Origin of the sequence: Diaphorobacter sp. LI3, from assembly GCF_022807955.1 — a bacterium.
Lineage (GTDB): Bacteria > Pseudomonadota > Gammaproteobacteria > Burkholderiales > Burkholderiaceae_C > Diaphorobacter > Diaphorobacter nitroreducens.
In genome coordinates this window covers 536,890-561,218 of sequence record NZ_CP094346.1, presented here as the reverse complement: position 1 = coordinate 561,218, position 24,329 = coordinate 536,890, and the positions used below count along the sequence as shown (strand labels likewise).

Genomic DNA, 24,329 nt, shown 5'->3' with positions numbered 1-24,329 from the left:
ACACTGGCGCCATGCGCAAGAAGCCCTCCCTTTCTACCAAGCTGCTGGCCCTGGGCGTGGGCTTCCTGCTCATCGCGCTGGCCTCGATCGGCCTGACGCTGTGGGTGACCTGGCAGCTCGAAGGCGGCGCCGCCGCCGTGAACGAGGCCGGGCGCCTGCGCATGAACATGCTGCGCATGGTGATCGCGCAGCAGAACGAGTCGCCCGAGCGCGTGGCCGCGCTGGAGCGCCAGTTCGACGACAGCCTGGAGCTGCTGCGCACCGGCGACCCGGCGCGCCCGCTGTTCGTGCCCCGGGCCGAGGAAACGCGCGAGCGCTTCGAGCGCGTGCGCGACGAGTGGCGCATCCTGCGCTCGCACTGGAACGAGGCCATGCCCGCGCAGGCCGTGGAGCGCGCCGACGCCTTCGTGCTGCACGTCAACGCCTTCGTCGAGTCCATCGAGACGCAGATTGCGCGCTGGACGGCGGTGCTGCACCTGTTTCAGCTGCTCATGGTGGCGCTGGCGATTGCCGCCGCCGTGACGTTCATGGCGGTGAGCTACCTGCTGGTGCTGCACCCGGTGGGGCGCTTGCAGCAGGCGCTGGATGCAGGCCCACGGCGGCGAACTTGCTGGCGTTCTGGATGCCGGGGTCCGTGGTGTAGCTCACCACCACGCCGGGCGCCTTCCAGCCCTCGGCCGCCACGCTGGGGAAGCCGCGCGATTCGAGCAGCGCGCGCACCTGGGCGCCCAGCGCAATCTGCTCCTGGCGCACTTTCTCGAAGCCGTAGGCGCGCGTTTCCTGCATCACGTCGCGCAGGCGCACCAGTGCGTCGGTGGGCATGGTGGTGTGGTAGGCGTGCTGGCCTTTTTCGTAGCCTTCGGCGATCTGCATCCACTTCTTCAGGTCGCACGCGAAGCTGCTGCTCGTCGTGCCGTCGATAGCCTGGCGCGCGCGTTCGCTGAGCATCACCATGGCGCAGCAGGGCGAGCCGCTCCAGCCCTTTTGCGGGGCGGAGATCAGCACGTCCACGCCGGTGGCCTGCATGTCCACCCACATGGCGCCGGAGGCGATGCAGTCGAGCACGAACAGCGCGCCCACCTCGTGCGCAGCGGCGCTCACGGTGCGGATGTAGTCGTCAGAGAGGATGATGCCGCTGGCCGTTTCCACGTGCGGCGCGAACACCACCTTGGGCCGCTCGGCGCGGATGGCGGCGGCCACCTCCTCGGCCGGGCACGGCGCCCAGGGGGCTTGTGGGCCGTCGCCTTGCTTGCGCGCCTTGCAGACCACGGCGCCACCGCCCAGGCCGGTGTCGGCGTCGAAAATCTGGCTCCAGCGGAAGCTGAACCAGCCGTTGCGCACGATGAGCACCTTCTCGCGGTTGGCGAACTGGCGTGCCACGGCCTCCATGCCGAAGGTGCCGCTGCCGGGCACGAGCACCGCCGTGTGCGCGCGGTAGACCTCCTTGAGCGTCGCCAGGATGTCCTGCATCACGCCCACGAAGCGGCGCGACATGTGGTTGAGCGCACGGTCGGTATAGACCACCGAGAATTCGAGCAGGCCATCGGGATCGACATCGGGCAGCAAACCGGGCATGAGGGAATCTCCGTCAAAACTAGATGACGGCCAGCTTATCAGGCCGGGTAGTGGCGCGCACCGAAGATGCCGCTGCCCACGCGCACCATGGTGCTGCCGGCGCGCACCGCGGCCTCCAGGTCGCCGGTCATGCCCAGCGACAGGGTATCGACCGCCTCGAACCCCGGGCCGCCCTGCGCGCGCAGGGTGTCGAACACCTGGCGCACGCGCAGCAGCACGGCCAGTTGCGCGGCCTCGTCGGGCGCCGGGTCGGGGATGCTCATGACGCCGCGCAGCGTGAGCCGCGGCAGCGCTGCCACCGCCTGGGCCAACGCCAACGCCTCCTCGGCCGGCACACCGGCCTTGGTGGCGCCACCATCCACGTTCACCTGGATACAGACCTGCAGCGCGGGCAGGTTGTCGGGACGTTGGTCGGACAGACGCTGCGCCGTCTTGGGGCGGTCCACCGTGTGCACCCAGTCGAAGTGCTGGGCCACCAGGCGGGTCTTGTTGCTCTGCACCGGGCCGATGCAGTGCCACTCCAGCGGCTGCGGCAGCCCGAGCGCCGCCACCAGAGCCATCTTTTCCACGGCTTCCTGAATGTAGTTTTCGCCAAACCGCCGCTGGCCCGCCAATGCCGCGTCACGCACGACCTCGGGGCCGAAGGTCTTGGAAACCGCCAGCAGCGCCACGGCATCGGGTGGCCTGCCGGCCGCCGCGCAGGCGCGCGCGATGCGCTCCCGCACATTCTGGAGGTTGCTGGCAATCGTCGTCATAATGTTCGCCCAAGCGTATCAAACGATAAGAGGGAATCCGTGGACATCACCCAATTGCTCGCCTTCAGCGTGAAGAACAAGGCGTCCGACCTGCACCTTTCCGCCGGCCTGCCGCCCATGATCCGGGTCCACGGGGACGTACGCCGCATCAACGTCGATGCACTGGACCACAAGACCGTCCACGCCATGGTGTACGACATCATGAGCGACGCCCAGCGCAAGACCTACGAAGAGTTCCTGGAAGTGGACTTTTCCTTCGAGATCGACGGCCTGGCGCGCTTTCGCGTCAACGCGTTCAACCAGAACCGCGGCGCGGCCGCGGTGTTCCGTACCATTCCGAGCAAGATCCTGACGCTGGAGCAGCTCAACGCGCCCAAGATCTTTGCGGACCTGGCGCTCAAGCCGCGCGGCCTGGTGCTGGTGACGGGCCCCACAGGCTCGGGCAAGTCCACCACCCTGGCGGCCATGGTCAACTACCTCAACGAAAGCGAGTACGGCCACATCCTCACGGTGGAAGACCCGATCGAGTTCGTGCACGAGTCCAAGAAGTGCCTGATCAACCAGCGTGAAGTCGGCCCGATGACGCTGTCGTTCGCGGCCGCGCTGAAGTCCGCCCTGCGCGAAGACCCGGACGCCATCCTGGTGGGCGAAATGCGCGACCTGGAAACCATCCGCCTGGCCATGACCGCCGCGGAAACGGGCCACTTGGTGTTCGGCACGTTGCACACGTCCAGCGCCGCCAAGACCATCGACCGGATCATCGACGTCTTCCCCGCCGAGGAAAAGGAAATGGTGCGCGCGATGTTGTCGGAGTCGCTGCAGGCGGTGATCTCGCAGACGCTGTGCAAGACCAAGGACGGTTCTGGCCGCGTGGCGGCGCACGAGATCATGCTGGGCACAAGCGCCATCCGCAACCTGATCCGCGAGGCCAAGGTGGCACAGATGTACTCCACCATCCAGACCAGCAACAGCGTGGGCATGCAGACGCTGGACCAGAACCTCTCTGACCTGGTGCGCCGCAACATCATCAGCCCGGCCGAGGCGCGCAGCAAGGCCAAGATTCCCGAGAACTTCCCCGGCTGACCCCCCTCCAAGGCGGGCCCGCACACTTTTTCACTACCAGGCTCGTTGGTACACGAGCCCGCATCGGAGCCCCATCATGAAAGGCATTCTCGGCCTGCTCAAGTCCAAAAACCGCAAGTCCGGCGAGGAGAGCACCGACTCTGTGTTCTTCACCACCGCATTTGCCGGCCAGGGCGTGGAGCAATCACAACTGGTCCCCTGGGAGGCGCGCGCCGTCGAAGTCGATGCCAAGCGCCTGCCCCAAAGCCGTGGCGGCAGGCTGCTGCAGTCGCTGTGGAGCAAGGACAAGTACATGGCGCACCTGGACCACGACGCCGTGGAACGCATGGAGCGCTTCTTCGAGTTCGCCTCCGTTGCGCCCAACCGCGACCTGATCCGCCAGGACGAATACGGCAACTTCATGGTCGTGCTGCTCACGGGCACCATCGCCGTGGACCGTGTCCAGCCCTGGGGAGAGCAACTGCGCCTGGCCGAGACGCGGCCCGGCGATATCCTGGGCGAGATGTCGCTGCTGGACAGCGGCATCCGTTTTTCGGCGTGCACCACGCTCACGGAATGCGAGATCGCGGTGCTCAGCGCCGAGGCGCTGGATGAGATGATGGCCCACGACCCGCAACTGGCCGCCAGCCTGGTGGCCCTGCTGGCGCGCAAGCTGTCGCAGCGCCTGCGCGTGGTGAGCGCGCGTCTGAGTGAAAATCAACGCTGAACAGCCCGGCACAACAACACAAGGCTGACGACCAAGGGGGTATGGGATGGAACGGGATCAGGCGAGTAAATTCATCAACGATCTGCTCAAGCTGATGGTCAGCCGCGGGGGGAGCGACCTTTTCATCACGGCGGAGTTTCCGCCGGCGATCAAGGTCGACGGCAAGGTCACCAAGGTCTCTCCCCAGCCTCTGACACCCAACCACACGCTCACGCTGGCGCGCGCCATCATGAGCGACAAGCAGGTGGCCGACTTCGAGCGCACCAAGGAGTGCAACTTTGCCATCTCGCCTGCGGGCGTGGGCCGGTTCCGCGTGAACGCCTTCATACAGCAGGGCCGCGTGGGCATGGTGCTGCGGACGATTCCGCTCACGCTGCCCACCATCGACGGCCTGGGCGTTCCGCAGGTGCTCAAGGAAGTCACCATGACCAAGCGCGGACTGTGCATCCTGGTCGGCGCGACGGGCTCGGGCAAGTCCACCACGCTGGCCGCCATGCTGGACTGGCGCAACGAGAACTCCTTCGGCCACATCGTCACGGTGGAAGACCCGGTGGAATTCGTGCATCCGCACAAAAACTGCGTGATCACGCAGCGCGAGGTGGGCCTGGACACCGACAGCTGGGAGGCGGCCCTCAAGAACACGCTGCGCCAGGCGCCGGACGTGATCCTGATGGGCGAAATCCGCGACCGCGAGACCATGGAGCACGCCGTGGCGTTTGCCGAAACCGGCCACCTGTGCCTGGCCACGCTGCACGCCAACAGCGCCAACCAGGCACTGGACCGGATCATCAACTTCTTCCCCGAGGAGCGGCGCGCCCAGCTGCTGATGGATCTGTCGCTGAACCTCAAGGCACTGATCTCGCAGCGCCTGATTCCCAAGCAGGACGGCAAGGGGCGCGCGGCCGCCGTCGAGGTGATGCTGAACACGCCGCTGATCGCCGACCTCATCTTCAAGGGCGAGGTGGCCGAGATCAAGGAAATCATGAAGAAAAGCCGCAACCTGGGCATGCAGACCTTCGACCAGGCACTGTTCGACCTGTTCGAGGCCAACGTGATCAGCTATGAGGATGCCCTGCGCAACGCCGACTCGGTGAACGACCTGCGCCTGCAGATCAAGCTCAGCAGCCAGCGTGCCAAGACGACGGACCTGGCCTCGGGCACCGAGCATTTCGCCATCGTCTGATACCCACACACTCGCCCCACCCGGCCCGCCCCTGCGGGCCTCTCTTTTTGACGGAGCCCAACCCATGAGCAGCATCAATCCCCGCACCTACGATCCGGTCCCCGCACGCCGTGTGGCCTTCCTGGGCTTGGGCGTCATGGGCTACCCGATGGCGGGGCACTTGGCATCGGCGGGCCATACCGTGACGGTGTACAACCGTACCGCTACGAAATCAGAAGCATGGTGCGCTGAATTCAAGGGCGTTGCAACCGTAAAACATGCCAAGACGCCGCGCGAGGCCGCACAAGGCGCGGACATCGTGTTTTGCTGCGTGGGCAATGACGACGACCTGCGCTCCGTGGTGCTCGGGGCCGATGGCGCGTTCGCCGGCATGCAGCAGGGTGCGGTCTTCGTGGACCACACCACGGCATCCGCGGCGGTGGCGCGCGAACTCTATGGCGCCGCCCGCACGCTGGGCCTGCAGTTCATCGACGCGCCGGTCTCCGGCGGGCAGGCCGGCGCGCAAAACGGGCAACTGACCGTGATGTGCGGCGGCGACGCTGCAGCTTTCGATGCCGTACGCCCCACGGCGATGGCCTTCTCGCGCGCGTTCACCCGCATTGGCGACAGCGGCGCCGGCCAACTGGCCAAGATGGTCAACCAGATCTGCATTGCCGGCCTGGTGCAAGGTCTGTCCGAGGCGATCGCCTTCGGCCAGCACGCGGGCCTGGACATGCCGCTGGTGCTCGACGTGATCGGCAAGGGCGCTGCCCAGAGCTGGCAGATGGACAACCGCGGCAAGACCATGGTGGAGGGCCGTTTTGACTTCGGCTTTGCCGTGGACTGGATGCGCAAGGACCTGGGGCTGGTGCTCGACGAAGCCAAGCGCAACGGTGCGCGTCTGCCGGTCACGGCGCTGGTGGACCAGTTCTATGCCGACGTGCAGCGCGCCGGCGGCAACCGCTGGGACACGTCCAGCCTGATCACCCGCCTGGCGCCCAAAAAAGACTGAGGTCCCAGACGCACTGCCCGCGCAGGGCGGGCAGTGGTTCAATCACCTGTCACAAGGCGCGGATGGTGCCGACTTGGTCGGCGCGAGCAGCCCGTGCTCAGGGCTTGACTGGCTGCGCCGCCGCGGCGGGGTCCTGCGAGACGGGCGCGGGCTGCTGGGCCGCGCCACCGCGGATCAGCTCCTCTTCGGAGATCACCTCGAACACGCGCACGACCTTGCGTACGCCATCCACGCCGCGCGCGATCTCCGCGGAGCGCTTGGCTTCGCGCTGCGTGACACGGCCCATCAGGTACACCACTTCGCGCTCGGTGACGACCTTGAACGCATTGGCAGACAGGTCCTTGGCGTCCACGAGGCTCGCGCGTACCTTGGTCGAAATGAAGGCGTCGCGCGAGCGCTGCGTCAGCGAGGACGCGGGCATCACGCCCAGGTCGTTGACCACCGAGCGCACGTTGTCCACGCCTTGCGCGATCTGCTCCACCTTCTGGCCGTCGGCGGCCGTGGGCACTTCGCCCGTCAGCAGCACCTGGCGGTTGTAGCTGGTCACGTTCACGTGCACGCGGTCGCCCAGGGTCTCACGGATGCGGCTGGCGGTGCGCATCTCGATGCCTTCGTCCTCCACCTGGGTGCCGGTGGTGCGCCGGTCGGTCGCCATCAGGGTGCCGACCACGGCACCGCCGCCGATGACCAGCGGCGCGCAGCCGGCGAGGCTGCCGGCCAGGGCCGCGGCCGCGAGCGCGGCGCTAGAAATTCGCAGCAGGGGAAATGTCATAGAGGAATCTCCTGTTCTCCAAGTAACTGGGCGTCCACGCCGTCGCACAGGCAGTGCAGCACCAGCGCATGCACCTCGCGCACACGGGCGGCTCGGTCGTGCGGCACGCAGATCTGGACATCGGTCTCGTGCAGCAACGCGCCCAACGCCCCGCCATCGCGGCCACACAGGGCGACCACGGTCATATCCCGCTCATGGGCGGCCTGCACGGCCTGCAGCAGGGCTGGCTCGTTGCCGCCGATGGTGATGACCAGCAGCAGATCTCCTGCCTGCCCCAGGGCGCGCACCTGGCGCGCCAGCACGGCGCTGTCCGCTACGGCGCTGGTGCCGGTGGCCAGGGCATCGGGCAGCAGGGCCAGCGCCGCCAGTTCCGGCCGGTCGCGCTCGAAACCGGCCACGCAAAAGGCCGCGAACTGCAGGGCCTGCGCGGACGAAGGGCCGCTACCGCAGGCCAGCACCTTGGCGCCGTTGGTCACGCAGGCCCAGATGGCCTGCACGGCTGCGCTGATGGGATGGCTGAGCGCCTGGGCCGACTGGTATTTCAGGTCGGCGCTGTCGATGAAATGCTGTTGGATGCGTTGCTCAAGCATGGGCCGTGAATGATACCTGCGGGTATCGCGGCGCCTGTAGCAAACGGTAGGCCGCGCGCTACGCGGCGTCGAATGCGCCGCGCAGCCACTGCAGCCGGTCGCCCTCGATGAGCACCGCATCGAAGCGGCACGGCGGCGGTGCGGGCCAGCGCAGCAGGTAGTGCTGCGCAGCAAAGACGATGCGCCGCTGCTTGGCCACGCCGATGCTGCCGCCTGCGCCGCCGTAGCCGCTGGCGCAGCGGCTGCGCACCTCCACGAACACCAGCGTGCCGTCGCGCTCGCGCAGGATCAGGTCGATCTCTCCGCCGCCGCGCCCCGGCGTCCGATAATTGCGCTCCACCAGCGCCAGGCCCGCCGCCGTGAGATGGGCCAGCGCGCGGTCTTCCGCCGCCTGTCCCGCGGCGCGCGTGGTGCGCGCGGGCGCACTGCCATTCACCTTCTTGCCGAGGAATCCCATTGAGCGCCTCTTTTGCCTCTGCCTTGAGCGCCGCGCGCGATGCGGCGGCCGCGCAGCATTATCCGCACGGCGCCCTGTACGTGGTCGCCACGCCCATCGGCAACCTGGCCGACATCACACTGCGTGCGCTGCACGTGCTGCAACTGGCCGACACGCTGGCGTGCGAGGACACGCGCCACACCCAGTCGCTGCTGCGCGCCTACGGCATCGACAAGCCCTCCGACCGCCTGCTGGCGCTGCACCAGCACAACGAGGCGCAGGCCGCGCAGATGGTGGTGCAGCAACTGCAGGCCGGCCAGCGCGTGGCATACGTGAGCGACGCCGGCACGCCCGGGGTGAGTGATCCCGGCGCGCGCCTGGTGGCGGCCGTGCAGGCCGCGGGGCTGCGCTGCATTCCCTTGCCGGGCGCCAGCAGCGTGACGAGCGCGCTGAGCGTCGCGGGCGCGGTGGCCCCCACCGCCGACAGCGGCGGCTTCCTGTTCGCGGGCTTTTTGCCGCCCAAGGGCGCCGAACGCACGGCCGCGGTGCAGCGCCTGGCGGCCGAGCCGCGCTGCGTGGTACTGCTGGAGGCGCCGCACCGCATCGCTGCGCTGGCCGACACGCTGGCGGACCTGGGCGAGCGGCCGGTGACGCTCGCGCGCGAACTCACCAAACAGTTCGAGGAAGTCTCCACGCATCCCGCGCGGGAGCTGGCCGCCTGGCTGGCCGGCGCTCCCCAGCGGGTCAAGGGCGAGTTCGTGGTGCTGCTGCACCCGCTGGCGGCCACGCAGGGCGACGGCGCGGAGGCCGAGCGCGTGCTGCGCCTGCTGCTGGACGAGCTGCCGACCAAGACCGCGGTGAAACTGGCGGCCGACATCGCGCACGCCTCGCGCAACACGCTGTACGAGCGCGCGCTGCAGATCAAGCGGGACGCAGAGGCCGCGGGCGAACACGGCTGAATCGCGTCGGCGCCCCGGTGCCAGCAGCGCCAGCGCCCCATCCGACCGGCATGCGCCAAGGGCACGGCGCCGCTGCATGGTCGGCGCGGGCACGCCCTTCATTTCAAGCCCAATTGACCTCCAGCGCTTATCCATCAAGCGCAAGGTGCTATCAATTTGATAAAAGTACGCCAATGATGGCCAGGCCATCGCGGGCCATCGCGGGCCAGCGCCCGGGCCTACCGCCCCGCGCTGCGCGGCAGGCCGAACGCCAGCGCCCCCAGCGCGCCCTGCGCCAGGCCGTAGACGCCATAGACCACGCCCACGCCCACGGCGGCGGACGCGGCCACGCCGAAGGGGGCCAGCGCTGCTACGGCGGCCGCCTCGCGCGTGCCCCAGCCGCCCACGCTCACCGGCAGCGCCGCCATCAGGAACACGGGCGCGATCGCCCAGGCCCACACGCTGGCCGGCAGCGCCACGCCCAGTGCCAGCCCGCCCCCCGCCAGCGCTGCGGCCGACAGCAGTTGCACCGCCGCCGATGCCCCGGCCTGCCAGACCAGTTGACGCGGGAAGTCGGGGCGCGTTGCGGCTTCACGCAGCGGCGCGAGCCAGCCGCCCGCAAACCGGCGGCTGCGCAGCAGCGCAGGCAGGCACCACGGCAGCGCCAGCCACAGCAGCGTGCCCCCAAGCATCAGCGCGATGAAAAGCCCCCTTGGCAACCGCAGCCAGGGCGCCAGCACGTCGGCACAGGCGGCAGCGCCCAGGCCGCCGATGGCGCACAGCATCCACAGGCCGCTCAGCCGGTCCAGCACCACCGACCAACTGGAGGCCGCCGTGTCCTGACCGGCACCACGCAGTACCACGGCGCGGTACACGTCGCCCCCCACCACGGCCCCCGGCAGCAGCGCATTCAGGCCGATGGCCTGGAAGTACCAGCGGCAGGCATCGTGCGCGCTCGCGTTGGCACCCAGCCACCGCGCCAATGCCCGCCAGCGCAGCGCCGAGACGAGGTTGGAAGCGATGCCCGCCAGCAGCCCCGCCAGCAGCCACCCCGGCTGGGCCTGGCGCAGTTGGCTCCACACGCGGGCCGGATCGGCCAGCGCCACCACTGCGCCCAGCAGGGCCAGGCCCACCAGGCCGCGCAGCAGGGCCTTGAACGGACGTTTCACGCTATGTTATTAGTAGCTTCTTGCGCTTGCTGGTCGGGCGCCGCAGGCATATTTACTCTTGAATCCGGCACATATTCCTGCGCATGGAACTGCGGTGCCCCGCCGGCCTCGTGGTAGATGCGCATCAGCAGCTCGCCGATCAGGCCCGCCACCACCATCTGCACGCCCATCAGCACCAGCATGACGCCGGCAAGCAGCAGCGGCCGGCCGCCGATGTCCTCGCCCAGCACTTTCTGCAACAGCAGCCAGGCCAGGATCAGCACGCCCGGCGCAGCCAGCCACAGCCCCAGCCCGCCGAAGGCATGCAGCGGGCGCTGGCGGTAGCGCATGAAGAAGACGATGAGGATCAGGTCCAGGATGACGCGGAAGGTGCGGTCGATGCCGTACTTGGACACGCCGCGCGTGCGCGCATGGTGGCGCACCGGCACTTCCGTGATGCGCGCACCCGCCTCCTTGGCCAGCGACGGGATGAAGCGGTGCAGCTCGCCGTAGAGGCGGATCCGGTCGATGATGGGCCGGCGATAGGCCTTGAGCGCGCAGCCGTAGTCGTGCAGGTGCACGCCCGTGGCGCTGGAGATCAGCCGGTTGGCGATGCGCGAGGGCAGCTTGCGCGACAGCTCGGCGTCCTGCCGGTCCTTGCGCCAGCCGCTGACCATGTCCACGCTGGAGTCGTTCTCCAGGCGCTCCAGCAGCAGCGGAATGTCGCCGGGTTCGTTCTGCAGGTCGGCATCCAGCGTCACCATATAGCGGCCGCGCACGCGATCGAAACCCGCCTGCAGGGCGCTCGACTGGCCGTAGTTGCGTGCCAGGAACACCGGGCGCAACCAGGGGCGCGTGGCCGCCAGTTCACGCAGCGTGTCGGCGCTGCCGTCGCGCGAGCCGTCGTCCACCGCCAGCAGTTCGAAGCTGAGCGGCTGCGCGGACATCGCCTGCGCGATGCGCTCCACGAGGTCGGGCAGGTTCTCGACCTTGTTGTAGATCGGCACCACGATGGAGACGTCGGGCGCTGGAGTAGGGGCGGTGTTCATCAAGGAAACAGTTGTAGCGGGATAATGGCTGCGATTGTGCCTCGCGCGCCCCGCGCGTTCGCGCCCGCCGGACGCACACAGTGCGCTACTTTCCCCTTGCCCCATGACCGCCTCCACCGCGCCCTGCGCGCTTTCGTCCCGCCTTCCCTGGACCCACCCGCTGTTCTGGTTCGCGGCCATCTCGCTGGCGCACGTGGCCATGCGCCTGCTCGCTTCGCCCGCGCTGAAGTGGGATGAGGCCGAGCAGATTCTGTGGACCCAGGAGCTGGCACTGGGCTACGGCCCGCAGCCGCCGCTGTACACCTGGCTGCAGTGGGCGATGAACCAGGTGTTCGGCCCCAGCGTACTGGCGCTGTCGCTGCTCAAGCATGGGCTGCTGGCGCTGACGTATTCGCTCATGTACCTGGCCGGGCGGGAAGTGCTGGACGAGCGGGGGGCCTTCTGGGCGTCGGCGAGCATGGTGCTGATGCCCGCGCTGGGCTGGTATTCGGTCCGCGACCAGACCCATACCATCCTCGTCACGGCGATGGCCTGTGGCGCGTGGTGGCTGCTGCTGCGCATCGTGCGGCGCCCCCGGCCGCTGGACTTTGCCTTGCTGGGGCTGGTGTGCGGCTTCGGCATGCTGGGCAAGTACAGCTTCGCGCTGGTGGCGGGCGCCATGCTGCTGGCGGCGCTGTCGGTACCCGAGGCGCGCCGCGCGCTGCTGTCGCGCGGCTGCTGGTGGGCGCCCCTGGTGGGCCTGCTGGTCGTGCTGCCGCATGCGGCATGGCTGCTGTCACACCTCACCGAGGCGACGTCCGGCACCATCAGCAAGATGAACATCCAGCCTGAAAACGGGCTGGTCAAGGGCCTGCTGAGGCTGCTGGAGGGTGTGGTCCCCAGCACGCTGCTGCTGTGGGCGCTGTTCGCGTTGTGGGCTTTCCGTTCGGCCTGGTGGCAGCGGCCGCTGGCGCCGGTGTCGCCGCCGATGCACCGCGTGTTCGTGCGCTACCTGGGCCTGGTGTTGCTGGCGCTGGCCGGCATGGTGGTGTTTGCAGGCGTGAGCAACTTCAAGGGCCGCTGGATACTTCCACTGCTGTGTATGGCACCCCTGGCCGCCTTCTCTGCGCGGCCCGAATTGCAACACCATCCGCGCGCACGGCGCTACACGATCGCCGTGGCCACGATGGCCGTCATCCTGCTGGTGGCTGCCGGCATACGCCCCTGGTTCAGCGGGCTGCGCGGCGAGGTGGATGAGCTGAACCACCCGTCCATCGAACTGGCGGACGCCCTGCGCGCCGCGGGCTATGACGGCACCAGCCCCATCGTCGCGTCCGACCATATGCTGGCCGGCATGCTGCGGGTGCGCTTTCCCGACGCGCTGGTGGACGCCTGTGCACCGGGCGAAGACGAGATCCCGACCTGTGTCGCCGACCACTTGCGCCGCAGCGTGCAGCGGGGGCAAGGCCTGCTGTTGATTTCACGCACCGACTACGTTCCGTCGAGCTGGTGGGATCAGGCCCAGGCCCGCATCGTGCCGCGTGCGCTGCAGTCCATCCACCTGCCCTTCCACATGGTGCGTGCGGGCACACCCCTGGCCCATTACGAATACATCTGGAGCCCACGCGGCACACAACCATGAGCGTCACCCTGGTCACCGGCTGCGCCGGCTTCATCGGCATGCATTGCGCGCAGCGGCTGCTGGAGCGCGGCGAACGGGTGGTGGGCATCGATAACCTCAATGCCTACTATGACGTCGGCCTGAAGCACGCGCGCCTGGGCCGCTTGCACGGTCAGGGCGACTTCACTTTCGAGCAGATCGATGTCGCCGACCGCGACGCCATGCATGCGCTGTTTGCGCGGGTGCGTCCCCATCGGGTGTTGCATCTGGCGGCACAGGCCGGCGTGCGCTACTCCATCGACCAACCCGACGATTACACCGACTCCAATCTCCTGGGCTTCGGCAACATCCTGCAGGGCTGCCGCGCACAGCAGGTGGAGCACCTGGTGTTTGCCAGCAGCTCCAGCGTGTACGGAGGCAACGCGAAGTTGCCGTTCTCCGAGCGCGACGCGGTGGACCATCCCGTCAGCTACTACGCGGCGACCAAGAAGGCCAATGAGGTCATGGCGCATGCCTACGCACACCTGTACGGCATTCCGACCACGGGCCTGCGGTTTTTCACGGTGTATGGACCATGGGGGCGGCCCGACATGGCGCTCTTCAAGTTCACCCGCGCCATGCTTGCGGGCGAGACGATCGACGTCTACGGCGAAGGTCAGTTGGTGCGTGACTTCACCTACATCGACGACATCGTCGAGGGCGTATTGCGCGTACTCGACAAGCCCGCCACACCCGACGCCGCATTCGATCCACTGTCGCCGTCGCCCGGCACGGGCCTCGCGCCCTACCGTATCTTCAATATCGGCAACAGCGCTCCTACGCTGCTCATGGACTACATCCATGCGCTGGAGGAGGCGTTGGGGATGGTCGCCCTCAAGCGCATGCTTCCACTACAGCCCGGCGACATGCACAGCACGGCGGCCGACATGTCGGCGCTGGCTTCCTGGGTCGGCTTTGCCCCCCATACGCCCGTGCGGGACGGCGTGGCGCGCTTCGTCCACTGGTACAAGGACTTCTACCCATCATGAAAGTTACGGTTTTTGGCACCGGCTATGTCGGCCTGGTGCAGGGTGCAGTGCTGGCCGACGTCGGCCACGATGTGATCTGCGTGGATGTCGATGCCGCCAAGGTGGCCGCGCTGCAGGCGGGCCATATCCCCATCCACGAGCCGGGGCTGGAGCCCCTGGTACAGGCCAACCAGGCGGCAGGCCGCCTGCGCTTCACTACTGACGCCGCTCAGGGCGTGGCCCATGGGGAGCTGATCTTTCTCGCCGTCGGCACCCCGCCCGATGAGGACGGCAGCGCTGATCTGCAGCATGTGTTGGCCGTCGCGCGCACCATCGCGGTGCACATGACCGAGCCGAAGACCATCGTCAATAAATCCACCGTCCCCGTGGGCACGGCCGACAAGGTCGCCGATACCGTACGCAAGGTGCTGCAGGCGCGGGGCGTGGCCTTGGCATTCGAGGTGGTGTCCAACCCCGAATTCCTCAAGGAAGGCGCTGCCGTCGCCGATTGCAAGCGGCCTGACCGTATCGTCATCGGTACACGCGCGCCCCAGGCCGAGCGCCAATTGCGCGAGCTGTATGCGCCTTTCAATCGGAACCACGACCGCATCGTGATGATGGATGTGCGCAGCGCCGAACTGACGAAGTACGCCGCCAACGCCATGCTGGCCACCAAGATCAGTTTCATCAATGAAATGGCCAACCTGGCCGAGCAACTGGGTGCGGACATCGAAGACGTGCGCCGCGGGCTCGGAAGTGACCCGCGCATTGGCTACCACTTCATCTATCCCGGCGTGGGTTATGGCGGGAGTTGCTTTCCTAAGGACGTCAAGGCCCTCATCCACACGGCCCAGTCCATTGGCTTCACCCCCGATCTGCTGCTGGCGGTCGAAAGCCGCAATGACGCGCAGCGGCAGTTGCTGGCGCGGCGCATCATTGCGCACTACGGCGGCAACCTGCGCGGCAAGACCATCGCGGTCTGGGGGCTGGCCTTCAAGCCGGAAACCGATGACATGCGCGAAGCGCCCAGCCGTTACCTCCTACAGAGCCTGTGGGCAGCAGGCGCCCAGGTGCGCGCCCACGACCCGGCCGCCATGGACGAGGCCCGGCGCATTTTTGGAGAACGTGACGACCTGGTGCTGTGCGGCAGTCCCACCGAGGCATTGGAAGGAGCGGACGCGTTGGCCATCGTGACGGAATGGAAAATCTTCCGCGTGCCCGACTTTGCGCAGATGGCCCATGCGCTCCACGACCGTATGGTCTTTGACGGACGCAACCTCTATGACCCCGAGACCATTACGCGCTTCGGCCTGGGGTACGTATCGATAGGACGCGCGCCAGTCGTCGGCATGTCCTGAAACACAACCACGTGGGGAGACCTAAGACAACAGAGGGCCGTTTCCGTCCGCCCTCGGGGCCCGCGCGCCGCAGATTCAAGAAGCGGAGCAGCCTGAACAAAAACAAAAAGGCCCACCGAAGTGCTAGCCGTTCCGTTAAGGTGTTGCTAAGCCCTTGATTCAAGCCCCTCTGCTTCGGCACGAGGGGCTTCGTTTCTTTGGTCGCTATAAGGGACATGCTGAATTTCAAGCCCCTTTCCCTAGGCGTCGCGCTCGTGTGTGCCGCCAGCTTCCTCACTGCCTGCAACGACGAGCCCGCTCCGGACTTCAGGGGCAGCACTCCCGTGGCATACGGCAATCGGACTGTCTCTCTGAGCGTTGAGGCTTGGCGAGACAATGGCAGCCAGCCTTGTCGTGTCCTTATCAGAGGCGCTGAAGTAACAAATTGGGTCAAACCAACCGGTATTCTGCCGCGGATGACCCTAGCCCCGGCAGTAGTGCTGGCCTGCACAGGGCGGAGCCCGTACCTTTCCTCGGTGAGCGGCGAGGGTGAAGGGGGTGTAGCCGAATGGGAAGAGTCCTCGGGGCCTGAATCGGGAGCCCCCCTCTCTGTCTACCAAGTGCGAGTGAGCTCCCTGACTGCGGACCAAGCTCACCTCGAACTACGGGTCCTACGCGGCAAGTGACTCGCTTGCGTGAGCCACGGGGCCGGAGGGCTTGAGCGACCGAGCGGCAGGCGCGCGGCGTCTTTCGGGCGGTTCGGGAGTGAAATAGATGATGTCTTCGGGCGCTATGGGTCCGCGCGCCAGCCCCAGCCGCATTGCCGGCGTTTTCCCGTCCCGGCCAACCTCGCAGTAGTTGAAGTACGTCCGGAAGATGCCGAGCACCTTCACCAGGACTTCGGGGTTGTAGGCGCTCTTCCCGAACCAGAGACGTCGGTCGGTGTTGGCGCTGGCCACCGCGCGTTCTGCCAGCGTGAGGCCTCGCCGGACCTGCATAAAGAAGCGGTCGACAGCGGTAAGGGTGGCTTTCAGGTGCAGTAGCGCCTGGTGGCTAAGGATTTATCCGTAAATAATATTGACAGGTAGACTGATCTTTCGCAAGGTGATGATGGCAGCGGCCAGATGGTTAAGCGCGAGAAACGTGTGCTCCAGCTTTTCGTAGCGCACGAGCAGCTTGCGGAATCTGTTGAACCACCCATGGCATGCCTCCACTACCCAGCGGCGCGCCTTCTTCTGCGGATTGCGTTTCTTGCGCTCTGCCTCGCTCTTGCGGCCCACTACATGCGGGATATAGCCGTGGGCCAGGATGATCTTCATGGCGTTCTTTCCCCGGTAGCCGGCATCAGCGCATAGGTGCTTGCTGCGTCGCTGCTTGGGTGTGGGGCGCTTGATCATGCAGGACGCCAGCACGGCCTCAAGTTGCGTCACGTCGTGCGCGTTGGCCCCGGTCACGACGAGTGACAACGGGACGCCACGCCCGTCCACCAGCAGGTGACGCTTGCTGCCTTTTTTTCCCCCGATCCGTCGGGTTGCGCCCCACAGCCTCTTGCGCCAGTGGCGCCTTGAACATGGCCCCATCAATGCTTTGCCAGCGCCAGGCAACGCCTTCGAAATCATCGTACTCAGCAAGACCTGCACGCCACAGGTTCTCAAAGAACCCGGCCTTGGACCACAGCATGAACTTCTGATGGATCGCGCTGGCGCTGCCGAAGCGCTCAGCAGGCAATGCCTTCCATTGGCAGCCAGTGCGCAGCACATACATGATGGCCTCGAACACCAGCCGTGGCGGTTTGCTCGGGCGGCCCGCTCCGGCTGCGCGCTTGTACTGCTTGTCAGGATCGCGCGCAGGCTGCGGCACCAGCGGCTCCACCCGGCTCCAGAACTCGTCCGTCACTTCCCACGAATTGGCATGCACCTTGGCCATCTACATCTCCTGCGCCGCATCACGGGCGACTCAGGAACATAGTTTAATTTGCGGATAGATCCTAAGCTGGAGCCGACGCTTGTCCGGTTCGGTTTCGACCGGGTCGATATCGGTCAGCCAGCAAACGGATTTCTCAGGCTCACGCATCTCCGATATGGGATGGCGGAACCAGCGGTCCCCCCACTTGCCGATGGCAACCATGCGCGCCAGTTCTTCCTCGGCAGCCAGAAGTTCTGCAGCCTCAGGGGTTACCCCGTATTTCTCCGCTAAGCGCGCCAGACGCCGCTTGGTTGCACCAACCAGCGCGCGCTTCATGTCCACTGACATATCTTTGAGCACCTTGACATAGAAAGCGTCAGCCGTCCGGTCCAGAACCCTTTTCGGCACGGCCGTCAGAATGGCCGCACGTATGCCCGACTCCTGGTCTGTGAAGAAGCGAATCTTCTTGGCACGGCAGAGCAGTCGAGTGACAAGCTGGATGTGGGCGTACATCACCACTTGCTCATGCAGCAGCATGCCCTTTACGGGGGCACGGGATGAGTTCGCGGGGCCTTCACCATCTTCTATATCGGGGCGACCTAAGGCTGCGTCGTACGTCTCTTCGATGACCGATTCCATAGGCTTTCGGGAGGTACCTCCGCGAGGCGCCGCCCTCTCAGCCGCAGCATTCCAATCAGCCGGTAGCCAGACTCTCGCGTAGCGGCGAAACGCTCTGGCAAGTGCATGGTCGCCAAAGCGAACCATGTCCTTCTCTACGTCAGCAGAGTCCAGCGCAGGGTCAAAGTTGACGTTGACCCCGAACACATAGCCCGTAGCCTGGTCGGCCGTTGCAATGGACAGCAAAAGTGTGTTCTTTCGCACCTTCTTAGAGTGCCAGTTCACCACCAGCTTTTGCCGGTCAACCGACAGATATCTTGAGCCTAGGTCGTCGCGTCCCATGAGGGTTCGCTCACGCTCGCCGGCGAACATCTGGGCCTGCTCATAGAGGAAGTCGATGCGGTCGTATAGCTGGCTGGGGGAGATATCGAGGACCTTGATGATGCGCCGCAGCGGCATGGCGTTCATCAGATGCACCAAGATATCGCGATTGGAGTGACTGCGACGTTGGCGCTTGGTTGACCGGCCGCCGAAGGAGAACGCCTTCTTGCAGCCGACACACTTGAACCGGGGAGTTCCGTGGGCGTTGGTGCCGAAGCGAGTCACATTCTCAAGGGATGGCGCCCCCTCCGATAGAGAGCAGGCCTCGTTCGGACACTGCGGGAGTACTGGTTCAAGGTACTCCGACATGCGCATAAGCTCCTCGGCAATCGCCAAGTTGCTCTGCATAGGGGTGATTTCCTCGCACAGGCGGCACTTCAGTGCCGGCTGGTCCTTACCGGTAGCGACCACGGTGTAGTCGCCTGGGCCAACGGAAGAAGCTGGAGTACCGGCCCCGCCTCGGGCAACCGCAAGCTTGGGCGGTACGCCGAAGTTACCGCACTTGGGGTTCTTGCAGTGATTGACTTGAATACCCGCCGCGGCCGGCGGAAATCTAGGCGGCCACTTAGTCGGCTTTACTGAAGTTGGATGAGATTTTTCCTTGGACAAAGAAACGCCCTAGTCGTTGACTAGGGCGGAATTTTGAGCCATTACAGCTTTCTTAGCAACACTTTAACAGAACGGCTAGCACCGAAGTGGGCCTTTTTTTTGACTGCCAAAATTTGGTTGCGCGAGAACTTTGGGTTATGAGGCCACAAACCATACGAGTAGGTCGTTCGGTTTCAATCGTGTGGGTGCGTGCTCCTCCTCTATAAATGGGGATGTCAGCTGTGACACAGTGCCCCCATTGACCCCTCTCTACATACAAAATTGTCACGCTGGGCTTCATGCGCTGCTTCACTGGCATCGGCCTACGCCCGACCATTGGGCATGCATTCAAGCCTTATCGCCGCCGCCTCATTAGTGGCCCGCCGCCCATCTTCACCATACTTGCCCCATCTAAAGACTCAGCGATCGGCATTCGGGCTTGCACTCGCTCGTTCTCTACCACTCAGCCTCTGCCAGAAAATCCATCCCGCACGGCGCCAAAAGACGGCGATCGGGGCCATTGGGAAGTAGTTTCTGCGAACTACGACAAATGCGGGTGTTTTTCGACCCAATTTGAAGGGATGTGCTCCCGAGAATTCCCTGTATGGATACATTCTCGGGTCACCCGTCAATTACCGCCGATGCGCAGGCACTATTGGCCGCAGTAGGCATCCCCGTATCACTCGAAGGTGCACGACCAGCCCTGGCAGTAGCCAGAGCTTGTTTGAGGGCCGCAGCTGTGAAGTGGCCAGACGCCCCGCTGCAGGAGTGGTTGCACGTTGCAGACGATTTAGCCAGTTCGCTCAGCAATATAGCTGCCAGCGATCAGAAATGGGCAGTCCGTCTATCGAACCATCCACTTGAAATATCTCAGCCTCTAAAGGGCTTTTTGGGCTGGGGGCCTTCGGCGACGGTGGGCGTTGAGTTCGCCCTCACAGCAATCATCGGCCGGGCCATTGCACAGCGAGCAGAACAACGATCAGTTCTCCACGCACAGCTAATTACAGGATTGCTTACCCTGCGGCGAGCTCATCAACAAAAAGGGCAACGCAGCCCAGACTGGAAAAAGCTGCTCGCTGTCGACCTTGGATCGAGGCAAGAACTCGAAGCGATTCGGGACAGTATGGAGCCGACCAGTCCCACTTTCGCATTTGTTTCCCACTTGCAGGAACTCGCGCGCGCCTCGTGTATTGGACCACAAACCAACCAACACCGTCTGTCAAAGAATGGCATTGCTGAGACAGCCACGACGGTCCTGACGCCGGCACGCGAATTCGCCGATGAGCCAGCCGATATAGCCCCTGCTGAATTTGCGAATGAGATCGAGGAAGACGAACCGTCGAGTGTTCCGGATATTTCAACTCGGATTGCCGCGGCCGACTTCTGTAGCTTCAGAGAAAAACTGGGCCTACATCACCGAGATCAGCTGCTGCCCGATGACCTTCGGCTGACTACACGGCGCTTGGTCCAGTACCTGAGCGCCGACGATGTCGGCCAGCAGAATTTTGCTCTCCTGGCACTGGTCAGTTTGGTCACCAGCTGCACAGACTCGGTCGCTCTCCAACTTCGGTTCGGGGCAAGCCACACGATCTGGTTGGACCTGGACCGCCACAGTTGGGCGTGGGACTTCGGCGCCTACCGTGGTCGCACTGGGGCGCCTTCGCACTTCGAGCCGATCTACTGCCCTCTGCCGGCGGTCGTTTCCGAAAAGCTCCGCGCCATGAAGTCCACAGTTACCGGATCCGCAGAAACTCTGGGCGAACTCCTTGTCGCACATCAGCGCACGACTGAGTTCGATTTGGAAAGCTTTCGCAGGTTCTTGCGTGGATGCGGCGATACGGCACACCCGGCGCATCGAGCACGCTTCGCTCGATCACTGACACACGTCGTTCTCCAGCTGTCGGGCTCGGACATGACCTCCGCCTTGATGACTGGTCGCGTCGCAGCCACAGCGCCGGCCGCGCTGTTCTACTTCGGCCCCGAGTGCGAAGTCCTCAGGGCGCGAATGAACCAAGTCTACGAGTGGCTCGGCCTGGGCCCCGCAGCGGAACAGGGCCTGCAGTCTGCACGTCAAGGCTGCACGAAAGTACTCAGCGATGAAGAATGCACTGGCGGATGGAACTGTCTGGTGGCCGCCATCCATATGGCTCGAACGGCAGCTCTTGCAGCGGCAGATGGCGCGGCCTGGACTCACCTGAATCAATGGCTGAGCTTGCTGTGCTTCGCCTTTGTCGTTCAGACTGGGCATCGTGGAACCCGCTTGGAGAGGCTGACCTTCGGCGCGCTTTTCTCTTCCAATCAGGTAATTTCGATCCACGACAAAGACGACACACTTGGACAGCGTGCTCAGCCACGCCTTATACCGGTGACCAAGGCTGTCCATGCCTTGCTGGCAAGTGCACTGGAATGTCATGCGGTAGCCGAAACCGCAGGGACAAGAGCTTCAACCAAGGCTAACGACTCCCTATTTGTGCAATGGACAGCAGATGGTATGGCCACGCCCGCGCGAACTGCCCAGATCACGGCACATGCGCACCACTTTTTCAACAGCGAAGTCAATTTCGGACGGAGCCAATGGGTTACCAGCCTGGATCGCGACGGCGCGGATCGCTGGCTCATCCGTTCGCTGACAGGTCATGCGCGGGACGTGAGCCGTACCGTAGGCGCGTACGTAGACGTGCCACCTCTGGTCGCGGCAGACCGACTACGTGAGGCCATGGAGACCACAGGTCTCAAGGTGTTCGGCCCCGCCACCGTTAAACACTCTCGACACACATGGACACCATGCTGGTTGGAGCCGGCCAGTTTCGATGTGCGCTCCGCGCGGCCCGGGGAAAAGGTTCCGGATCCCCGCACTGTATTGCAGCCGCTCACCGACGGCTGCCTGATGGGCTGGGCCATAGCCGAAAAAGTGCGGTCAGCGTTAGCACAGGGAACAGTCCAGGCCGCCCCCCCGGCACTTGCGCTGCTGCACCTGATTTTTGTCGATTTGATTAGCGACCCAGAGCTCGTGATCGAAACAGTGGATTCGTCCGACAGTGCCAAGAATGTGTATCGCGTGGGAAACCGCTGGGGTCTGATGTGGCGGCGCCCCCACTTTCTGGAGCCAACCTGGCTACCCATTCAGCCCTCCACTTGGTACCTGCGTATTCCACGCGATGGCGGACACGATTCCATGCTGATGGCGGACAGTGTTCCAGCGTGATGGCGGACAGTGTTCCACGCTGAAGGCGGACAGCATTCCAAACTGATGGCGGACACCTGCGGGGTGTTCTGAGTGACCCGAACGCGGCATACGCTGCCCGGTTTTTTGACCGGAACCAGCGATGCCCACACCCAGGGTCACCATGAGCAAACTACGACACACACTGCAACTGCTGCACCGCGGGGCCTTGAGCACCCGTCAAATCGGTGCCGCCCTCGGCATCTCCAAATCCACTGTCAGCGAGATAGCCAGCTACGCGCGCGTGGCCGGCGTGGACTGGGCACTGGCCCAGAGCCTGAACGACGACGAACTCCAGGCCCGGCTCTACAAGCCACCCGTGGCGCGCGAGTCCCGGCACCTTGAACCCGACCACGCCCACATCCACCGCGAACTGCGCCGACCTGGCGTGACGCTGCAGTTGCTTTGGGAGGAATACCAGCAACAGCACAGCGGGCAGGCGTACAAGTACAGCGCCTTCTGCGAGAAGTACAAGGCCTGGGCCCGGCGCCTGCAGCGCTCCATGCGCCAGACCCACACGGGCGGTGACAAGCTCTTTGTGGACTACGCCGGCCAGACCGTTCCCGTGGTGGATGCCGACACTGGCGAGATACGCCAGGCCCAGGTCTTCGTGGCCGTGCTGGGCGCATCGAACTACACCTACGCCTGCGCCACCGCCAGCCAGAAGACCACCGACTGGGTGGCCAGCATCATTAGCGCGCTGGAGTTCATCGGCGGCGTGCCCCGCCTGCTGGTGCCTGACCAGCCGCGCGCCCTCATGGCCCGACCCGACCGTTACGAGCCCACCGCGCACCGCCTGCTCGAAGAGCTCTGTGCGCACTACAGCCTGGCCGTGATGCCCGCGCGCCCGGCCAAGCCACGCGACAAACCCAAGGTGGAGGTCGCTGTGCAGGTGGTCGAGCGCTGGATTCTGGCCAGGCTGCGCCACCAGACCTTCTTCAGCCTGGCCGAGCTCAACCGGGCGATTGCCGCCTTGCTGGTGGACTTGAACCAGCGCGCGTTCAAGAAGCTGCCGGGCAACCGCACTAGCGCCTTCGCCGAACTCGACCGGCCAGCCCTGCGCCCCCTGCCGCCGGTGCGCATGCCCATCGCGCGCTTCAAACCCGCCCGCGTCAACATCGATTACCACGTTGAGCTCGATGGCCACTACTACTCGGTGCCCCACGCCCTGGTGGGTGAGCCGGTGGAGTTGCGCATCACGGCCGGCACGCTCGAAGTCCTGCACGGCAGCAAACGCGTGGCCGCCCACGCCCTCAATCCCCGACGGGGTGCACACACCACCACGCCCGAGCACATGCCGGCCTCGCACCGGGCGCACCTGCAGTGGACGCCGGCCAAGCTCATCGCCTGGGGTGAGCGCGTGGGCGCGGCCACCGCCGCCGTGGTGCGCTGGCAGATGGAGCACCGCCAGCATCCCGAGCAGGGTTACCGCTCCTGTCTGGGCCTCATGCGCCTGGGCCGTGAGTACGGGGCTGACCGGCTGGAGGCCGCCTGTGCGCGGGCGCAGTCGATTCGCTCACCGTCCTACAAGAGCATCGCCTCCATCCTGGGCTGCGGCCTGGACCAGCGGCCGCTGGATGCGCCGATGGCCGCACAGGCGAGCCTGCCGCTGCACGAGAACGTGCGCGGGCCGGGCTACTACCACTGAACTCCAACGTGCAAGCAAACCTAACAAGGAAGAACCATGCTCAACGAACAGACCTTGAACCAACTGCGCGCCCTGCGCCTGGACGGCATGGTGGCCGCCCTCAGCGACGCGGCCACCCACATCACGGCCAGCGAGCTGCCCTTTGAACAACGCCTGGCGCTGCTGGTGCAGCGCGAGGTGGACTGGCGTGACAGCAAGCGCCTGGAGCGCCTGTTGAAGGCGGCCCGCCTGAAGGTCTCCAGTGCCTGCCTGGAGGACATCGACTGGCGCGCCAGCCGGGGCCTGAGCCGAGAGGTCATCACCAGCCTGGCCGGCGGGGACTGGCTGCGCCATGGCCACAACGTGCTGCTCACCGGCGCCACCGGGTGCGGCAAGACGTGGCTCGCCTGCGCACTGGGGCAGCAGGCCGCGCGCCTGGGCTTCTCGGTGCTCTACACCCGCGCGCCACGGCTGCTGCAGGAGCTGCACGTGGCCCACGGCGATGGCAGCCTGGGCAAACGGCTGGCGCAACTGGCGCGGCTGGACCTGCTCATCCTGGACGACTTCGGCATCGCGCCGATTGCCGCGCACGAGCGAAACGACCTGCTGGAATTGCTGGACGACCGGGTGGGCACGCGCTCGACGCTCATCACCAGCCAGTTGCCGGTGACGGCCTGGCACGCCTGGCTGGACGAGCCCACGCTGGCCGACGCCATCCTGGACCGCATCGTGCACGGCTCGCACAAGATAGCCCTCAAGGGCGAGTCGATGCGCAAGCTCACCAAGGCCGTCTGAGCCGGCCGCGCCGACCGCCATT

20 protein-coding genes and 2 pseudogenes are annotated in these 24,329 nt (G+C 65.6%); 12 read left to right on the top strand and 10 right to left on the bottom strand.

Going from position 1 to position 24,329, the window contains the following annotated elements:
• Positions 1-11: 11 nt before the first annotated feature.
• Positions 12-584: pseudogene (locus tag MRB47_RS02690) on the top strand (type IV pili methyl-accepting chemotaxis transducer N-terminal domain-containing protein); the annotation flags it as partial.
• On the opposite strand, the pseudogene MRB47_RS02685 reads toward MRB47_RS02690, so the two are convergent.
• Both MRB47_RS02685 and MRB47_RS02680 read right to left on the bottom strand, forming a co-directional pair.
• Positions 580-1,575 (bottom strand): annotated as a pseudogene (locus MRB47_RS02685) (aminotransferase class V-fold PLP-dependent enzyme); the annotation flags it as partial. The pseudogenes MRB47_RS02690 and MRB47_RS02685 overlap by 5 nt on opposite strands.
• A 38-nt stretch (positions 1,576-1,613) precedes the next feature.
• Positions 1,614-2,330: a YggS family pyridoxal phosphate-dependent enzyme gene (locus MRB47_RS02680; RefSeq protein ID WP_252101829.1), complete on the bottom strand. Its 717-nt coding sequence runs from the start codon at positions 2,328-2,330 to the stop codon at positions 1,614-1,616.
• Between the two features lie 39 nt (positions 2,331-2,369).
• On the opposite strand from MRB47_RS02680, the gene MRB47_RS02675 reads away from it, so the two are divergent.
• From MRB47_RS02675 to MRB47_RS02660, 4 genes are all read left to right on the top strand, one after another.
• Positions 2,370-3,413 carry a type IV pilus twitching motility protein PilT gene (locus MRB47_RS02675; RefSeq protein WP_011803881.1) on the top strand — a complete coding sequence of 348 codons (1,044 nt, stop codon included), beginning with the start codon at positions 2,370-2,372 and terminating at the stop codon, positions 3,411-3,413.
• Positions 3,414-3,489: 76 nt separating this feature from the next.
• The gene (locus MRB47_RS02670; RefSeq protein ID WP_047350275.1) at positions 3,490-4,119 is read left to right on the top strand and encodes a Crp/Fnr family transcriptional regulator; all 630 of its coding nucleotides are present in this window, start codon (positions 3,490-3,492) and stop codon (positions 4,117-4,119) included.
• Between the two features lie 46 nt (positions 4,120-4,165).
• Positions 4,166-5,302, top strand: coding sequence for a PilT/PilU family type 4a pilus ATPase (locus MRB47_RS02665; RefSeq protein ID WP_252101828.1), 1,137 nt, complete (start codon positions 4,166-4,168; stop codon positions 5,300-5,302).
• A gap of 64 nt (positions 5,303-5,366) precedes the next feature.
• The gene (locus MRB47_RS02660; protein ID WP_252101827.1) at positions 5,367-6,293 is read left to right on the top strand and encodes an NAD(P)-dependent oxidoreductase; all 927 of its coding nucleotides are present in this window, start codon (positions 5,367-5,369) and stop codon (positions 6,291-6,293) included.
• 97 nt (positions 6,294-6,390) lie between these two features.
• Here MRB47_RS02660 and MRB47_RS02655 read toward each other — a convergent pair whose 3' ends face one another.
• The 3 genes from MRB47_RS02655 to MRB47_RS02645 are packed head-to-tail and all read right to left on the bottom strand — an operon-like array spanning position 6,391 to position 8,112.
• Entirely contained in the window at positions 6,391-7,065 is a 675-nt protein-coding gene (locus MRB47_RS02655) for a BON domain-containing protein (RefSeq protein WP_252101826.1), read from the bottom strand.
• Complete coding sequence (locus MRB47_RS02650) at positions 7,062-7,655, bottom strand: SIS domain-containing protein (protein ID WP_011803876.1); 594 nt, start codon at positions 7,653-7,655, stop codon at positions 7,062-7,064. The genes MRB47_RS02655 and MRB47_RS02650 overlap by 4 nt, the downstream gene beginning before the upstream one ends.
• 58 nt (positions 7,656-7,713) lie before the next feature.
• Positions 7,714-8,112 carry a YraN family protein gene (locus MRB47_RS02645; RefSeq protein ID WP_252101825.1) on the bottom strand — a complete coding sequence of 133 codons (399 nt, stop codon included), beginning with the start codon at positions 8,110-8,112 and terminating at the stop codon, positions 7,714-7,716.
• On the opposite strand from MRB47_RS02645, the gene rsmI reads away from it, so the two are divergent.
• Positions 8,112-9,050, top strand: a complete 939-nt coding sequence (gene rsmI / locus MRB47_RS02640) for a 16S rRNA (cytidine(1402)-2'-O)-methyltransferase (protein WP_252101824.1) — start codon at positions 8,112-8,114, stop codon at positions 9,048-9,050. The two genes, MRB47_RS02645 and rsmI, sit on opposite strands and share 1 nt — an antisense overlap.
• 218 nt (positions 9,051-9,268) lie before the next feature.
• On the opposite strand, the gene MRB47_RS02635 is transcribed toward rsmI, so the two are convergent.
• On the bottom strand, positions 9,269-10,198 hold the full coding sequence (locus MRB47_RS02635) for a lysylphosphatidylglycerol synthase transmembrane domain-containing protein (RefSeq protein WP_252101823.1): 930 nt from the start codon (positions 10,196-10,198) through the stop codon (positions 9,269-9,271).
• Positions 10,195-11,226 carry a glycosyltransferase family 2 protein gene (locus MRB47_RS02630; RefSeq protein ID WP_252102577.1) on the bottom strand — a complete coding sequence of 344 codons (1,032 nt, stop codon included), beginning with the start codon at positions 11,224-11,226 and terminating at the stop codon, positions 10,195-10,197. The genes MRB47_RS02635 and MRB47_RS02630 overlap by 4 nt, the downstream gene beginning before the upstream one ends.
• A 103-nt stretch (positions 11,227-11,329) precedes the next feature.
• Between MRB47_RS02630 and MRB47_RS02625 the strand changes: the two genes are divergently transcribed.
• The 3 genes from MRB47_RS02625 to MRB47_RS02615 are packed head-to-tail and all read left to right on the top strand — an operon-like array spanning position 11,330 to position 15,191.
• A complete protein-coding gene (locus MRB47_RS02625; protein WP_252101822.1) occupies positions 11,330-12,847 on the top strand; it encodes a glycosyltransferase family 39 protein in 1,518 nt (505 codons plus the stop codon).
• Positions 12,844-13,854, top strand: coding sequence for an NAD-dependent epimerase (locus MRB47_RS02620; RefSeq protein ID WP_059400546.1), 1,011 nt, complete (start codon positions 12,844-12,846; stop codon positions 13,852-13,854). Before MRB47_RS02625 ends, MRB47_RS02620 begins: the two co-directional genes overlap by 4 nt.
• Positions 13,851-15,191 carry a UDP-glucose dehydrogenase family protein gene (locus MRB47_RS02615; protein WP_252101821.1) on the top strand — a complete coding sequence of 447 codons (1,341 nt, stop codon included), beginning with the start codon at positions 13,851-13,853 and terminating at the stop codon, positions 15,189-15,191. The genes MRB47_RS02620 and MRB47_RS02615 overlap by 4 nt, the downstream gene beginning before the upstream one ends.
• Before the next feature lie 650 nt (positions 15,192-15,841).
• Here the strand turns inward: MRB47_RS02615 and MRB47_RS02610 are convergent.
• The 3 genes from MRB47_RS02610 to MRB47_RS02600 all read right to left on the bottom strand — a co-directional run bounded on the left by MRB47_RS02610 (position 15,842) and on the right by MRB47_RS02600 (position 18,683).
• The gene (locus MRB47_RS02610) at positions 15,842-16,168 is read right to left on the bottom strand and encodes a hypothetical protein (RefSeq protein ID WP_252100766.1); all 327 of its coding nucleotides are present in this window, start codon (positions 16,166-16,168) and stop codon (positions 15,842-15,844) included.
• A gap of 63 nt (positions 16,169-16,231) precedes the next feature.
• Positions 16,232-17,096 (bottom strand): IS5 family transposase gene (locus MRB47_RS02605; protein WP_252100767.1). Its coding sequence is split into 2 segments (ribosomal slippage): positions 16,232-16,679 and positions 16,678-17,096, totalling 867 coding nucleotides; the frame shifts between segments, so codons are not numbered across the junction.
• A gap of 30 nt (positions 17,097-17,126) precedes the next feature.
• Entirely contained in the window at positions 17,127-18,683 is a 1,557-nt protein-coding gene (locus tag MRB47_RS02600) for a hypothetical protein (RefSeq protein ID WP_252100768.1), read from the bottom strand.
• Between the two features lie 583 nt (positions 18,684-19,266).
• Between MRB47_RS02600 and MRB47_RS02595 the strand changes: the two genes are divergently transcribed.
• From MRB47_RS02595 to istB, 3 genes are all read left to right on the top strand, one after another.
• Positions 19,267-21,867: a hypothetical protein gene (locus MRB47_RS02595; protein ID WP_252101820.1), complete on the top strand. Its 2,601-nt coding sequence runs from the start codon at positions 19,267-19,269 to the stop codon at positions 21,865-21,867.
• Positions 21,868-21,988: 121 nt separating this feature from the next.
• Positions 21,989-23,533, top strand: coding sequence for an IS21 family transposase (istA, locus tag MRB47_RS02590; protein WP_252100662.1), 1,545 nt, complete (start codon positions 21,989-21,991; stop codon positions 23,531-23,533).
• Positions 23,534-23,569: 36 nt separating this feature from the next.
• Entirely contained in the window at positions 23,570-24,307 is a 738-nt protein-coding gene (istB, locus tag MRB47_RS02585) for an IS21-like element helper ATPase IstB (RefSeq protein WP_011805003.1), read from the top strand.
• Positions 24,308-24,329 lie beyond the last annotated feature (22 nt).

What these genes read in the sequence shown, in the direction of transcription:
- MRB47_RS02620 (WP_059400546.1), top strand. Translation starts at nt 12,844, where the DNA reads ATGAGCGTCACCCTGGTCACCGGCTGCGCCGGCTTCATCGGCATGCAT.
- MRB47_RS02625 (WP_252101822.1), top strand. Translation starts at nt 11,330, where the DNA reads ATGACCGCCTCCACCGCGCCCTGCGCGCTTTCGTCCCGCCTTCCCTGG.
- MRB47_RS02665 (WP_252101828.1), top strand. Translation starts at nt 4,166, where the DNA reads ATGGAACGGGATCAGGCGAGTAAATTCATCAACGATCTGCTCAAGCTG.
- MRB47_RS02615 (WP_252101821.1), top strand. Translation starts at nt 13,851, where the DNA reads ATGAAAGTTACGGTTTTTGGCACCGGCTATGTCGGCCTGGTGCAGGGT.
- MRB47_RS02650 (WP_011803876.1), bottom strand. Translation starts at nt 7,655, where the DNA reads ATGCTTGAGCAACGCATCCAACAGCATTTCATCGACAGCGCCGACCTG.
- MRB47_RS02630 (WP_252102577.1), bottom strand. Translation starts at nt 11,226, where the DNA reads ATGAACACCGCCCCTACTCCAGCGCCCGACGTCTCCATCGTGGTGCCG.
- MRB47_RS02660 (WP_252101827.1), top strand. Translation starts at nt 5,367, where the DNA reads ATGAGCAGCATCAATCCCCGCACCTACGATCCGGTCCCCGCACGCCGT.
- MRB47_RS02595 (WP_252101820.1), top strand. Translation starts at nt 19,267, where the DNA reads ATGGATACATTCTCGGGTCACCCGTCAATTACCGCCGATGCGCAGGCA.
- MRB47_RS02680 (WP_252101829.1), bottom strand. Translation starts at nt 2,330, where the DNA reads ATGACGACGATTGCCAGCAACCTCCAGAATGTGCGGGAGCGCATCGCG.
- MRB47_RS02670 (WP_047350275.1), top strand. Translation starts at nt 3,490, where the DNA reads ATGAAAGGCATTCTCGGCCTGCTCAAGTCCAAAAACCGCAAGTCCGGC.
- MRB47_RS02655 (WP_252101826.1), bottom strand. Translation starts at nt 7,065, where the DNA reads ATGACATTTCCCCTGCTGCGAATTTCTAGCGCCGCGCTCGCGGCCGCG.
- istA (WP_252100662.1), top strand. Translation starts at nt 21,989, where the DNA reads ATGCCCACACCCAGGGTCACCATGAGCAAACTACGACACACACTGCAA.
- istB (WP_011805003.1), top strand. Translation starts at nt 23,570, where the DNA reads ATGCTCAACGAACAGACCTTGAACCAACTGCGCGCCCTGCGCCTGGAC.
- MRB47_RS02610 (WP_252100766.1), bottom strand. Translation starts at nt 16,168, where the DNA reads ATGCAGGTCCGGCGAGGCCTCACGCTGGCAGAACGCGCGGTGGCCAGC.
- MRB47_RS02645 (WP_252101825.1), bottom strand. Translation starts at nt 8,112, where the DNA reads ATGGGATTCCTCGGCAAGAAGGTGAATGGCAGTGCGCCCGCGCGCACC.